We start from the raw sequence: 14,318 nt of genomic DNA, 5'->3' as shown, positions 1-14,318 counted from the left end.
GGATGGTCAGAGTCAAAGCCAATTCTTAACACGAATCTGAAGTAAGCCCTCAGCGCAAATCAATCCTGTAAAATCATAGTATATTTGCCGGAACAATGTTGAGGGTTCATAGACTAAAAATTGCAGCCCACAGATCTACAACATATACGACGCGTCAAGGATTATAGGATGCATATTAAGCCCGGCGACGAATTGAGAAACCATGCAGTACGCTTGCTCTCAGCCCGATATGGCGCAGTCAAGGCAGAGGTCCGCACCGACGGTAAGAGGGCCGATGGCTTTTTTGTTCACGAGCATTTTGGTCGCAGGGAAGCTGTATTCATCGAGTGTAAAGACTATGCAGGTCCGCTTGGACGAAGAGCTGTCGAGCAGATTTGGGCCGCCTACTCAGGTCTAGTCCGGAAACACGCTCCGGCCCTGCTGTTGTTGATCACACGCAATGGGATCACACCAGATGCGGAAAGTTATATCCATGACGAGCAGACCCAGATGCGGCACGAGACAATTTGGCGGCTTGAAAACAAAATTCTCGGTTTATCTGACTACATCGAAACTCTAGAAAATATTTTTACCCAAGACGGGCTATCAAACTACTATATTGAAGCAAAGGCCACTCTTGTCGAATACAGTCCAATAACTCATGATATTTCGTCCGAGGTAGAACGCAGTTCAATTTTCGCCGACATCCAAGAGTGGGTCGCCGGAAACTCGCCAAAGCCAATTGCCATCTTAGGCGGATATGGTGCAGGTAAATCCAGCTTGGCAAAACGGATTGCTTCTTATCAAGCGAAGCTTTGCCTACAAGACCCCAGCTTGCGTCGCCCAATCTTAATCAAGTTGGGCGTTTTCACCGGTCACACCCGACTTGAAGGGTTGCTTGGCGCTATGTTTACTCACGATTTCCCGGTGCCGTCATTTAACACTCATCGATTCCTCGAACTAAACGCAGAAGGACGTCTTCTAATTATATTAGATGGATTCGATGAAATGAAACACGCAATGACCTTTGCTGATTTTCGTTCACAGCTCATTGAAATCAATAAACTCGTTCGTGGTAACAGTAGAGTATTATTACTTGGGCGACCAAATGCATTTCTTTCAGTGGATGAGCGACACTATGTGTTGAGAGGTCGGGCACGGATTGCCGACGATCGTTGGTATAGAATTCCAGACTGGCCCGAATTTACCGAATATCGCCTACGGGATTTCTCGGCGGAAGATCGCGCGAAATTTGTCATGCGCTATCTGTCATATGTGAGCTCCGAGGATGCCGGACAGGAGTGGATCAAGCAACGTGTCGAAGAAGTGAATCGACTAGCCGAAGCTGAGCCGTTGGTGTTTGGCAAACCTGTTCATGCGAAGATACTTAGCGATCTTGCTTCGGATCCGTCAATCGATCTGCACGAGTTCGGTCGCCGGGTGAGCCAATGGCAACTTTATGATTTGTTCTTTCGATCTTTACTCAGGAAAGAAGTAGAAAAAGATGCAAGACGCCCAATTGGAGAGGAGAATCGGCTAGAATTCCTCCGACGCTTGGCCTTCTGGTTGTGGTCCGAACAGGCTGGACAAACCGCTTTCAGTGCTTTCGACATCCCGCCGTCTTTATTAGATGATCTGAATGATGGTGATAGTAGCGATGAGCAATCAAAGAAGCGAGAATACCTTTTAGGCGCTTTTCTTGAGGAAAAAGGCGGTAGCACCTACTTCTTTCAGCATAGGTCATTTGCTGAGTTTTTGGTGGCGGACCATATGGTCAACAACCCACCTGATCATCAACAGCATCCTATGTATGCCTCTCTCGTGAAGGAGGGAGTAGAAGAGTTTCTTCTGAACCACCCAAATCCAAAATCTATAACCGGCTGGTTGCGAACATTGGGTAGCGAGTCGGAGTCTGATGCAGCTTTTAGTATGCATCTCCCCATTCCCCTTGGCTACATCAGTACACTATTGGATTTGACCCCCTCGCGCGCGGACTGGCCGCTACAGTTCAACAAATCCACCGCATGGCCGGAGTTTATTAGCTGTTTTGGTTCTGCCGTCAGTTTGACGGACTTTGATGTTGCTAAGGCAGGAAGCCTTATACGAGATAGCAAGAATATCGCCGTCTCGATTATGGCTTGGAGCCTGCTACTAACAAGAGTTGAGTGCGCGGTGGCTCCTAACCCGGCAGAGGAGTTATCTGACATGGTTGCTAACGTTTTGAGCCGATTGTTCAAATTGGGAAGAACAAACCTCCTTCGTGATCTTAGAGTGCCGGATCGTTGGTCTCCCTTAGGAAAAATCCTTCAAGCCAGCGTAGTGCGGGCGCCGAATATGCAGCCGAACTATAGAGATACGTGGGCGCTCGATGTTCAGTTAGGACCCATGCGGCACGCCCTCAACAACTGGCTAGATCGTAACAGCACTGGATTTGCGACACCGCTGCCGCTTCCGGAGGTAGCCATGCAGTATCAACTGCCAGTGATCCCCATAACAAATGTGATGCAATCAAATTCACGGGGGGCGAAGTCAAAATCTCGTGAGCTATTCTTGGAGTTCATTGAAAGAAATTCAAGCTTTAAAGATTTACAATACATGGAAACGGATGAGGATGAATGAGAACATTCTCGAACAAGCATAACTGTAATTGAATAGCCCCGAGTTTCCTAGACGCCCTCGGTGCTCATTTCCTGCTGTCTTTCGAACTCGACGGGTGGTAATCCCCCCGTTTTTAACGGGGCTCTGCAGTAGAATTCACGCAGCCATTTTCAGTTTCTGTGCGGGTGTGATGCCGCCGATGCCCATATTGGGCCGTTTATTGTTGCAGGTCCATAGCCATTGCGTGGCGAATTCCTGTGCCTCCTCGATGCTTTCGATGATGTATTGGTCGAGCAATTCATGCCGGACGGTGCGGTTTTAGCGCTCGACATAGGCATTCTGCTGCGGCTTGTCGGGCTGGATGTGGTTCAAGGCGATGCCCTGGTTCTCAGCCCATTCCATCAGCTTGCCGCTGACATATTCCGGGCCGTTTTCCACCCGAATGGCATATGGCTTGCCGCGCCATTCGATGATCTGGGTCAGGCTGCGGATCACACGCTCGGCGGGAAGAGAGAAATCGACTTCGATGCCCAGCCCTTCGCGGTTGAATTCGTCCAGGACGTTCAGCAGCCGGAACTGCCTTCTATCCTCCAGACGGTCCGCCATGAAGTCCATGGACCAGACCATGTTTGGCTGATCCGGGACGGCCAGTGTGTAGGGCTTATCCCGCTTCAAGCGCTTGCGTGGCTTGATCCGCAGGTTCAGCTCCAGCTCCCGGTAGATGCGGTAGACGCGCTTGTGGTTCCAGTGATGTCCCCGGACATTGCGCAGGTAAAGGAAGCATAGGCCGAAGCCCCAGCTCTTCTTCGCCCGCGTCAGTCCGATCAGCAGGTCGGCGATCTGCTCGTTCTCGTCGTTCAGCTTGGCACTGTACCGATAGCAGGTCTCGCTGACCTCGAAGGTGCGGCAGGCAAGCGCAATGCTCACCCCGCGCAACGCCACTGCCTTCCCGGCCATCTCTCGGCGTTGAGATGGCCGTGTCATTTTTTTCCAAGAGCCTCTTTAAGAAGTTCGGCTTGCATGGACATCTCGGCATACATCTTCTTCAGCCGACGGTTCTCGTCTTCCAGAGCCTTCATCTGGCTGATCATAGACGCATCCATGCCGCCATATTTGGCGCGCCATTTGTAAAATGAGGCAGTGCTCATCCCGTCTCCCGGCACAACTCTGGGATCGGGACGCCGCCTTCGGCCTGGCGCAGGATCGCCAGGATTTGTGGTTCGCTAAATCTGCTCGTCTTCATCAAAATCTCCTCGATCATATTGCCGAGAAAATTCTACTTTTGAAGCCAGTTATTTTGCGGGGGGATTACCGACGCCGCTTTCGAAATGGTCGTTGCTCAACAATGCAATGAATGGCAAGATAGGCACCGGAGATCTGAGGAACGGGCATGTTTGCGAACAGTGTTCTTGCACCGGCAGTTGTTAACTTCATTTCAAAGATGATTATTGCCGCCGCCACGCTTACTGCATCTCCCGCCCTGTCCGACACTATTTGCGCAAACACCGCAATTGAAAAGCTCCTTCTAGAAGATACTGGAAAGACCCGCAGAGCTAAGCTCCAGATAGCGCTCGAGTGTAAGAGTGGTGTCGATCGTGCGATCCTCGGGCAGGTTGCATATGAGCTATCGATCGAAGCCTATCTGAGCAATGATGACCCGCTTGCCAAGGTACTGGAAACGCTCAAGTACCTTGAGAGAGCCGACTCCGAACTCAAACAAAGCGATCGTCTGAACTGGCGACAAATCCGACTGGTCCGCTTGCGGCTGCTTGAAGAGGAATCCGAACTGCGAGGCAGCCGAGAGCCGTTGGATGAGGCCCGGGCGCTCCTGGAGGAACTTCGCAAGTCGGCTCCACAAAATGTCGATAACATCGAAGTGCTCGAGCGGACCGTTTGGCTCGAGTCGGCACTCCGGACGTGGCGTGACCCAGATGGCTGGCAACGGGCATTGGCGGCCATCGACACCGCGCTGGGCTCTGCTTCATTCGCCGACGAACTGCTGCGTACCGACCTTTTGGCGCAGAAGGCAGTGCTACTGGGCCTTGGTCCTGCGGAACGGAAGCCCACCGAAGATGAACTTGCTGCGGGTGTCGCCGCACACGAAAAGGCGATTTCCGAATACGAACGGCTAGGTGCCCCGCAGAAGGCCGTCAGAGAGCGCATCAACTTGGCTACATCTCTGATCTCGGTAGGAACACCGGCCGCGCTTGGGCAGGCAACGGATCTGGCACAGCAGGCGGCCGACGCCGCTGAGGATCCAGCTACCAAAGGAAGCGCTCTGCTCGTATTGGGGAACGCTTTATTTCAAGGCATCACCAGCGACGGCGTGACCAGAAATGAGAGAGCTGTCCAGGCCTATCGGCGGGCGGTCAGTGAGCTTCCAAAAAACCATCCGATGAGAGTGACCGCAAAATTCAATCTGATTCTGGCATTGTCGTCTTCGGCGATAAATGTCGAAGCCTATCTCGACGAAGCGGAACAAAGAGCCCGCGCCCTCGTCGAGCAGCTTGAAGATCATAATCGTGCTCACGCCAATCAGCTCTTGGGTACAGTCCTTCTGTCCCAGGCTACGCTCGATCACGAGCTCCTGCAGGATGCTGAACAAGCTATTGCGGATGCCGCGAGCGAGCAAGATATGCTCGAAATATCCCAGCAACTTGCATTACTGGGTGATATTGCGGAGCTGACGCAACTGAATTTGATTGAGGGAAACGCGACGCTTGCGGACGTCGAGCTGGCCTATCAGAAGGCGATTGCGTTTGCGGCAGCAAACCATGAGCTGCGCATATGGGCGTCCCTTCAAAATAATCTCGGCAACCTTTATGCCAACCGCAAACAAACAGACCTGATTCCATCTGCGCGTCGGGCATATACGGCGGCGCTGACTATTCGAACGACGGAAGCATTGCCGTCAGAGTATGTTGATACTATCACCAATTTGGCTAGCCTTGATTTCAATTCGGGGCAATGGCAGGAGGCCGCGAGCCTTTACATGACGGTGCTCTCCAAGCACTTGGACTTGTTCCAGGCGATGGATGGTCCTATCCGCGAGGCAGCGTTGGAGGATTCAAAGCGTCGCTTTGAGCGAGCAGCTTATGCACTCGCCCGCGAGGGCAAACTTTGGGAGGCGCTATCAGTCGTGGAACTTGGTCGCGCCCGGGCGATGAAAAAACGGCTTGGCGAAAACCTCGAGGATGCCGGTTACCCCTCGGCGCTGCAATGGCGTCCCAGTCCTCCTCCTGACGGCGTTCTCGTGCTTGTTCCGGTCATCACCACAAAGGGCACTATGGTTCTTGCCATTATGAATACACCGAAGGGCCCCACGATCGCGGTGCTATTTCTCGAAGGATTTGATGCCGACAGCGTCGTGGCGCATGTTGCGGGCGAGGGAGGTTGGCTAGAAAGCTACGAGACGGCGACCGATGCCGAAACGGCTTCAGGGAGCTTGGGCGCACAGGTTGCGCACCAACTTCCCAAAGGCATCGACGCCATAGATTTATGGCTGGGAACGGCCTTCGCTGCGCCAGTTCTGGATTGGTCAAAACAGCAATTTTCGTTGCCGTTCAATCAAATTGCCTTATCTGTTCAGGGCGAGCTTGCGATTCTGCCGCTTCATTCCGCCATCCTGCCAGGCGGGAGGCGGCTGATCGCAGACTATGAGGTTTCCTATCTACCAAGCTTGGCATTCCTTTCAGGAAAGGCTTCGCAGAAGCAGCCCGACCTGCTCGTCACCGTATCGAACCCGAGCAATGACTACGGTCTTCCTGTGTCCAACATTGAGGCTAAGGTTGCCTCCGAAGTATGGAAGGGCAAGAGCGAGAACCTCTCCCCAAGAGAAGTCACGCCGGCGCGGTTCCTCACTGCATTTAAAAATGCGGGGACGTTACTGTTTGTTGGCCATGGCAAGTATGACCCAGTTGATCCGCTCAAGTCCTACCTCGTGATGGCCAATGGCGATCAACTGTCTGTTTCGGAGATCCAAGGCGCCGGAGGAAGTGGTGCCCCGCGGCTGGTTATCCTGTCGGCCTGCGAGACTGGAATTGTCGGCGTAAGGACAGCCAGCAACGAATATGAAGGGTTGGCCGGCGCATTTCTGGCGCTGGGCGCGGATGGCGTTATCGCGAGCCTATGGCCGGTCAACGAATTCGCCACCATGTTGCTGATGGAACGGTTTCACCAGGAAATGAGACATGGCGCGGCGCCGCCGCGAGCGCTTTCGCTGGCTCAGAACTGGCTTGCCAACGCGCCAGCCTCAGAGTTACTTGCGATCGTCGAGAGCCGGTACTTGCCGCTGGCGATGCGCGACAGTTCAGCTCGTTCAGCATTGGCAAATTTCCGTGCCTATCTTGCATCGTCCGGCCGACTTCCCGTCTTCAATTCCCCATATTATTGGGCAGGGCTAATCTACACGGGTGCACTTGGATCATGAGAGTTTTTCCGCAAAAAACAGCGCTTTCCCTTATCTCGGGCTGTATGATCTATGTTTCGCAAGCATCGACTTTTGCGGCTGGTCAGGACATGGAGCCAAAGGAAATTTCCCTCAAAATAGTGAGATGCCTCGTCGACAATGCTGGCTGGTTGCAAGCGTTGCCCGATGACCCGCTGGAGTTCTTCGGCGATCTCTGTCCGGCGAGCGTCGATCGCGAAAGTATCGAAAACTCGGTACGGATCGGCACTCCCGATGTGTCGATGAGGCCTGATCCGACGGCGGCACCTCCAGTTCGGCTTGCAATCCGCAAGGACGGACTGAAATGCCTCGTTCAACACGCCAGCACAATATCGGCGCCGTCTGTCGATCTCTCTTGGGGCCACGGCGTGGTAATTGGGGTCGAGTATGCGCAGACGAAATTGGACCTAGGAAATTGCTCGACAACGAACACTGCGACAGCAGCGGACCGGCCATGATGACACTCAAGGATAAGATCGATCTTTGGCTGAAAGGTATCGGCCTGGTGCTCGCCGCCGTTGGTTTTGCTTGGGGCCTTGTCCAGTTCGCCGATGTTCTGCACCAACGCCGAGTCACCCAAACCCTTAACTATGTCGAGAGGTATGGCAAGGACGGGTTGCTCGGAGCGCGTATCGATCTTGGCAAGGCTTGGCTGACTGCCCGCGCGCAATTGGAGCAATTGCGCGCGGCCAGCGTGGATCCCGCTCGATTTGAACGAAGACACCGCCAACTGGTCTTCAGTGTGCTGAATTCGTTGCCGGGCGGGAACCGGGCTGATCTCGAGCAAGATGTGTCCCTACTCATCTCGTTCTTCGACGAACTTGCGATCTGTGTGCGCAGCAAGCTTTGCGACAAGAAGTCCGCCCAGGATTTCTTCCAGCCAGAAGCCCGTTCCTTCTATTGCCTCTACAAACCATATGCGGACTTTATGGCAAACAGTTATGCCGAAACCTACGGCGTTGGCGTAAAGGAACTCGCCGGGACGGGATCAGATAACTGCTACAAATAAAATCAATCGGGATTTTGCAGTCCCTTATTCGGTCAAGAACAATGGATGATCTATTGGGGGGCACTTCGAGTCTGCGGGAGCGACGGTTTGGCGTCACGACACGAAAGTGGTGGGTCTGTCCGACTTTTGAGATCGAAGTAAGAACTGTTCCATGTCAGCACCTATGGCCCAGATTTGAGGTTGTGATTTGAGGAGGGTTTTGGTTTCGTCGTAGTATCGAAGGAACGAAGATGAGACCCAAATCCTCAAGCGCCAAGCGCCTGCTGAGCAGGTTGTGAAAGACATCCGTCGTGCGACACGTCGGCATTTCTCAGCGGAAGACAAAATCCGGATCGTGTTGGAGGGCCTGCGCGGCGACGACAGCATCGCTGAGCTTCGCCGCAAGGAAAGCATTGCCCAGAGCCTCTATTACACTTGGTCGAAGGAGTTCATGGAAGCCGGCAAGCGCCGCCTGGCTTGTGACACAGCACGGGCTGCCACCACCGACGACGTGAAGGACCTGCGTCGCGAGACCGGCGCGCTGAAGGAGTGCTTCGGCGACCTGACTTTGGAGAACCGTCTGCTCAAAAAAGCATGATCTCGCCCTCTCGGTGATGCACGCATCACCTGCCGTGTAATAGATGGGGGCGACGAAGAATGAGATACCCTGGCAAACAAAGACACAGGGTGTTGGTTCGAGTCCAGGGAAAGTGACGACCGTTTGACATGATTATTGACGTCGAAACTGCCCGGCAGGGCGCCTCGTCTTGAATTCTCGTAACGGTTGTGTACTGTATTCTTCTGGTCGGGAATATATGGGTATGGAGGGAAGCGCAGTTGTTTAGATTGGCCTGGCCAAGGCGAGTGGAGGTGACTGGGCATGCCAAATTCCACGGGACTCCTCATCAAGATACGTGGCGACGGGGCGAATTTCGATAGGGGCCACCGTTCGCTTGGGCTCAGCAAGGCGAGCACCCAGCCCATCCTGACATTGCCGCCCGAAACGGGAGGACCGATGGGCCTGACCGGCGGCGAGGGTGCGACCTGGCTGAAAATCGGCGGTTCGGCGCGGCGATCGGACAATCCCTGGGATGATGCCTTTGCGCTCTTCGAACGGGGCGAAGCCTTCAACGCCGCCGGCGGCCCGGCGGTCATCGCCGTCGAGCCGGACTTCGAACAGCTGTGGGACTATACCGACAGGGATGGCGGCTTGCGCGGGATGGCGGCAAGCGCCAGTCCCAGCTGCAAGTTCGACGATCAGGACAAGCGCGGTGGAAAGGCCGGCGTAGAGGATGTCGCCGCATGGAATTTCGGCGACGCCTACAGCCAGTTTGCCGCCGCGTGCGCGAAAGTCGGCAGCAAGCAGAAAAAGATCACCATTGCCCATCTCGATACGGGACTCGACCCGAAGCATGCCACAGTGCCAAAGCATCTTGTTGAACAGGCGCTTTGGCGCAACTTCGTCGATGACGGGCATGGGCCGAACGATGCGGTTGACCATGCCCCCGCCGGCAGTCCGATAGCGAATCGCGGCCATGGCACTGGCACGCTCGGCCTGCTTGCCGGCAACAAGCTTGACGGCCATTCTCCGGGCTGGGGCGGTTTTGCCGACTATGTCGGCGCCGCGCCGCTCGCCCGCATCATTCCCGTTCGCATTGCCAACTGGGTGGCCCGGTTTTCGGTCGGCACCATGGTTCAGGGGTTCGATTATGCGCGGCAGCAGGGCGCGCATGTGCTGACCATGAGCATGGGGGGCGTGTCCTCTTCGGCGCTCGTGGATGCCGTCAATCTCGCCTATGAGAGCGGGCTGGTGATGGTCACAGCGGCAGGCAACAATTATGCCGGCGTGCCGCTTCCGCCGAAGAGCATCGTTTTCCCGGCACGCTACAAACGCGTGCTGGCCGCCTGTGGCGTGATGGCCGACGGCCGGGCCTATTCCGGGCTGCATTTCAGAACCATGCAGGGCAATTACGGGCCGGACGAGAAGATGGATACGGCGCTGGGCGCCTATACGCCAAACGTTCCCTGGGCCGAGATCGATTGCGGCAAGGTCGTTGACATGGATGGCGCGGGGACCTCTGCGGCCACACCGCAGATCGCTGCGGCGGCGGCGCTGTGGCTGGCGGAGCACTGGGACAAGGTGAAGACCTATTCTGAGCCCTGGATGCGGGTCGAGGCCGTCCGCTACGCGCTGTTCGCGGCGGCACAGAAGTCGACGCCGATGATGGATGCCAGGGAGACACACCGCAAGATCGGGCAGGGCGTGCTGCGTGCCGAGGACGCGCTGGCCATTGCGCCGCTAGCGGAAGCCAAGCTGAAGAAACTCAAGCCTGCACGGGAGAGCTGGAGCTGGCTCGACATGCTCGTTGGCGGCGGGGTCAGCCTTGCGCCGCTTGGCACGGCGGCACAACAGAAGCAGCGCATGCTGGCGCTTGAACTGACCCAGATGGCGCAGCGCGTATCCGCGGTGGACGAGGCGATCCCGGATCCGGGCGCCGATCCCGGCAAGATACCGCCAACGGCGCGCAGCCGCTATCTCGAGGCGGCCCTTGAGGAGGGCAATCCATCAAAGCCCCTCAAGGCCGTGCTTGAAGCAGCACTTGGAAGGAAACGGGTTGCCGCGGTGGCGGTCGAGGAGCCGCCACGGCCGACTGAAACTGTACGGCGCAAGCCGCGTGTTCCGCCGCCGCCGCCCAGGCGCTTGCGTGTCTTTGCGCTTGATCCGTCCATCGCCAAGAACATCTCGACTGTCGAAATCCATGAGGCGACGCTGAGCGTTCCTTGGGACGATGGGCCGGTGGCCGACCCGCTGCTTCCTGGCCCTATCGGCGAATATCTTGAGGTCATTGACGTCGATCCCGCCTCGAACAGGGTCTACGCACCGGTCGATCTGAACGACAAGACGCTGCTGGCGCAGGATGGGCTTGCTCCTTCGGAGGGCAGCCCGCAATTCCACCAGCAAATGGTCTATGCGGTCGCCATGACGACGATCGGGCATTTTGAGCGGGCGCTTGGCCGCAAGGCACTCTGGGCGCCGCGTTACGGCGAATACAAGGGGCGTGGTGGCGTGACCCGCATGAAGGGCTACGACGTCCCCAGACTGCGCATTTATCCGCATGCCCTGCGCGCAGAGAATGCCTATTACAGCCCCGATAAGAAGGCCCTGCTGTTCGGCTATTTTCCGGCGGAAAGCGATCTTGAGGTGGACACGCCGCAGGGATCGATGGTTTTCTCCTGCCTGTCGTCGGACATCATCGCCCATGAGACCTCGCATGCATTGCTGGACGGGTTGCACAGGCGCTTTCAGGAAGCCTCCAATCCCGATGTCCCGGCATTTCATGAAGCCTTTGCCGACATCGTTGCCCTGTTCCAGCATTTCACGATGAAGGAGCTCGTCCGTTTCGAAATGGCCAAGACCCAAAAGGGCATTGCTTCCTCGCGCAATCTTCTCTCCGGCCTTGCCAAGCAGTTTGGCGAAGGAACCGGGCGCCAGGGGCCGCTCCGCAATTATGGCGAGAGCGGCATGGTCGGGCTCGACTACAACAAGAGTTTCGAAGCCCATGCCCGCGGCTCTATCCTGGTTTATGCGGTCTACGAGGCCTTTCTGAAAATTGTCGAGCGGCGCACAAATGACCTCGTGCGTCTTGCAACCAACGGAACCCGGATCCTGCCGGAGGGGGCGCTTCATCCCGTGCTGGTGGAACGGCTCACCGAGGAAGTCAGCAAGACGGCAGATCATGTCCTGACGATCTGCATTCGCGCGCTCGATTATTGTCCGGCGGTTGATATCACCTTCGGCGAATATCTTCGGGCGATCATCACCGCCGATATCGATATCTATCCCGTCGACAGCCTCAATTACCGGCTTGCCTTCATGGATGCCTTCCGCCGATGGAAGCTGTTGCCGCGCAATGTGCGGGTATTCTCGGATGAAACGCTGTCCTGGGAAGCGCCAGCGGACCCGTCGCCGGACTGGCTGCCGGGGTTGCTGAAAGACATCGATCTCAGCTGGGACAATCGTTTCGACCGTTCGAAGATATTCGATCTGCATGAGGCCAATCGCTGGACGTTCTGGCGCAAGCTGAAGGCTATCTTCAAAAGTGATCCCGATGTCTGTCGTCAGTTTGGACTACAGGCCGATCTGCCGCGCTACAATGAGAACGGAACCTTGAAGCGGAAGGCGAGAGCAGGGGAAACGACGTTCGATGTCTTGGGCGTTCGGCCAACGCGCCGGGTGGATCCTGACGGGTCATTCCGGATCGAACTGATCGCGGTTGTCCAGCAGCGTTTGCCGCTGCGGCTGGATGGCAAGATTGCGCTTGAGGGCGTTGCCGAGGGCGAGAATTTCAGTTGGTTCAGGGGTGGCGCGACGGTGATCATCGACCCGCGGGAGGACAATGCCGAAATACGCTATGCCATCATCAAGAACACCGGCAGTCACGATCGGCAGGATCGGCAATCAAAAACTGCCGCGGCGCATTTCATGTCGCCGCTGAGGGCGCTTTATTTCGGTGCAACCGCAGCGGAGCCTTTCGCACTCCTGCATGGCGACCATGGGGAGGGAGAAGATGCCTAGGAAGCCAGCCAACCGGACACGGCGCAAGGGCACCCGTGCAAAGGCGCAAGTCAGCGCCGCGGTCAACGTTTCGCCGCACCAGCAGCCAGCGCCAAAATTGACGGTGCGCCACTATTGCCAGGGGATCGGCGACAGCCATCTGCTGACCTTCAGCAAGCCCGACGGTTCGCCGTTTCGGATGCTGATCGATTGCGGTGTCCACTCCTCGGTGTCGGGTGGTTCGAAGCTCATCCAGGCGATAGCGGCGGATATCAAGGAGGCCTGCGGGGGCAAGCTTGATGTGCTGGTCGTCACCCACGAGCACTGGGACCATGTGTCGGGTTTCCTTTACGCCGCCGAGATATTCAAGACCATCAGCGTCGGCGAGGTCTGGATGGCCTGGAGCGAGAATCCGGGCGATCCCGATGCCGTCGCCCTCGACAAGTTCAAGGGGGCGGCAATCACCGCGCTGCAAGGCGCAAGCCGCAGGCTCGATGCCGAAACGGCAGAAGAAAAAGGCTTTGTCGCAGGATTGAGGGACGGCATGCAGTCGCTGCTAGGCTTCCAGTTCGGCGCGGCGGGGGAAAGGGTGCGTGCGGCGCGCGATGCGGCGTCGGGCCTGTCAAAGAAGCAGCCGCCGAGCTATTTCGGACCGGAAACACAGCCATTCATCATTCCCGGACTGACCAATGTCAGGGTCTACGTGCTGGGCCCACCCCGCGACCGGAAGGCGCTCAGACTGGAGGAAAAGGCGAGCGAAATGTATCCGCTTGCCGAGCGGCTGACTGCCAGCCTTGCGGCCACCGAGGGTCCGGCGGATGGCGGTGGGGACAGTCTCAGCCCCTTCGAATCCCATATCGGCGAACCGCTCAGCGGTGCTATTTCAGGAAACCTTGCATCGACGATCACCGAGTTCGTGCAGGCCCACTACGTCAAGAGCCTGCCCGCGACCGGCCCCAAACCCAGGATCGACGACGTGGTGGTGCGCGACCAGTCGTGGCGCAGGATCGATGCCGATTGGCTGGGCGTTGCCGCCGATCTGGCCATGCAGCTTGACCGGGGCGTCAACAATACCAGCCTAGTGCTGGCGTTCGAACTGGTCGACAGCGGACGGGTCTTTCTGTTTCCCGGCGATGCCCAGATCGGCAACTGGCTGAGCTGGCAGGACAGCTCGTGGGAGGTTGGCGGCTCGACGGTGCATGCCGCGGATCTGCTTGGCCGCACGGTTTTCCTGAAGGTCGCCCATCACGGCAGCCAGAATGCCACGCCCATGGCTAAGGGTCTTTCGATGATGACGAACCCGGATCTGTCCGCGTTCATTCCCACCAACAAGGGCGATGCCACGAAAGTCCATTGGGGCGACATGCCCTACGATACCATCGTCGCCGATCTTGAGGCGAAGACGGGCAAGCGCGTTGTGCGCGCCGATGACGCCTGGCTTGCGGACAAGAACGGGAAGCCGGGTTTTCAGGTTCCGTCAGGCTCGATTCGGTCCGTCAAGCATGGCGTACGTGATCCAGCATTCGGCTCTGGCGGGCTCTGGGTCGAAGTCGAACTGGCTTGAGAGAATTACGGTACAATTTTGGGACAGAGAGTACATCTAGATTTGTCCGTCTGCAGATATGCGTTGGTTGCAATATGGATTGCATCATGTAACCATAACGGGAACGCAAATTCACATAACTTGGAATTATTCGCCCTTTGCAAAATGCGAGACATACCCCCGATGTGGTTCTTGTCGCGGATTTGAT

General features: G+C 56.6%; 6 protein-coding genes and 2 pseudogenes. 7 read left to right on the top strand and 1 reads right to left on the bottom strand.

Annotation, left to right across the window (positions count from 1 at the left end; all coding sequences use genetic code 11):
• Nucleotides 1-168: 168 nt before the first annotated feature.
• Nucleotides 169-2,598, top strand: a complete 2,430-nt coding sequence (locus tag WNZ14_RS19185) for an NACHT domain-containing protein (protein ID WP_342870291.1) — start codon at nt 169-171, stop codon at nt 2,596-2,598.
• Nucleotides 2,599-2,733: 135 nt separating this feature from the next.
• On the opposite strand, the pseudogene WNZ14_RS19180 reads toward WNZ14_RS19185, so the two are convergent.
• Nucleotides 2,734-3,820: pseudogene (locus WNZ14_RS19180) on the bottom strand (IS3 family transposase).
• 147 nt (nt 3,821-3,967) lie between these two features.
• On the opposite strand from WNZ14_RS19180, the gene WNZ14_RS19175 reads away from it, so the two are divergent.
• The 6 genes and pseudogenes from WNZ14_RS19175 (at nt 3,968) to WNZ14_RS19150 (ending at nt 14,131) form a co-directional block, all read left to right on the top strand.
• The gene (locus WNZ14_RS19175; protein ID WP_342870290.1) at nt 3,968-7,006 is read left to right on the top strand and encodes a CHAT domain-containing protein; all 3,039 of its coding nucleotides are present in this window, start codon (nt 3,968-3,970) and stop codon (nt 7,004-7,006) included.
• A complete protein-coding gene (locus WNZ14_RS19170) occupies nt 7,003-7,482 on the top strand; it encodes a hypothetical protein (protein WP_342870289.1) in 480 nt (159 codons plus the stop codon). Before WNZ14_RS19175 ends, WNZ14_RS19170 begins: the two co-directional genes overlap by 4 nt.
• Nucleotides 7,479-8,033, top strand: a complete 555-nt coding sequence (locus WNZ14_RS19165; RefSeq protein ID WP_342870288.1) for a hypothetical protein — start codon at nt 7,479-7,481, stop codon at nt 8,031-8,033. Before WNZ14_RS19170 ends, WNZ14_RS19165 begins: the two co-directional genes overlap by 4 nt.
• Before the next feature lie 241 nt (nt 8,034-8,274).
• A pseudogene (locus WNZ14_RS19160) lies at nt 8,275-8,604 on the top strand (transposase); the annotation flags it as partial.
• 288 nt (nt 8,605-8,892) lie between these two features.
• Nucleotides 8,893-12,588 (top strand): S8 family serine peptidase, encoded by a 3,696-nt coding sequence (locus WNZ14_RS19155; protein ID WP_342870287.1) that lies wholly within the window; start codon nt 8,893-8,895, stop codon nt 12,586-12,588.
• A complete protein-coding gene (locus tag WNZ14_RS19150; RefSeq protein ID WP_342870286.1) occupies nt 12,581-14,131 on the top strand; it encodes an MBL fold metallo-hydrolase in 1,551 nt (516 codons plus the stop codon). Before WNZ14_RS19155 ends, WNZ14_RS19150 begins: the two co-directional genes overlap by 8 nt.
• Nucleotides 14,132-14,318: the final 187 nt, after the last annotated feature.

The organism is Hoeflea sp. AS60 (assembly GCF_038900115.1).
In the GTDB taxonomy this organism is placed as follows: domain Bacteria; phylum Pseudomonadota; class Alphaproteobacteria; order Rhizobiales; family Rhizobiaceae; genus Hoeflea.
Note: the sequence above shows the minus strand (reverse complement) of the source record. Positions and strands in the feature narration are given on the sequence as shown.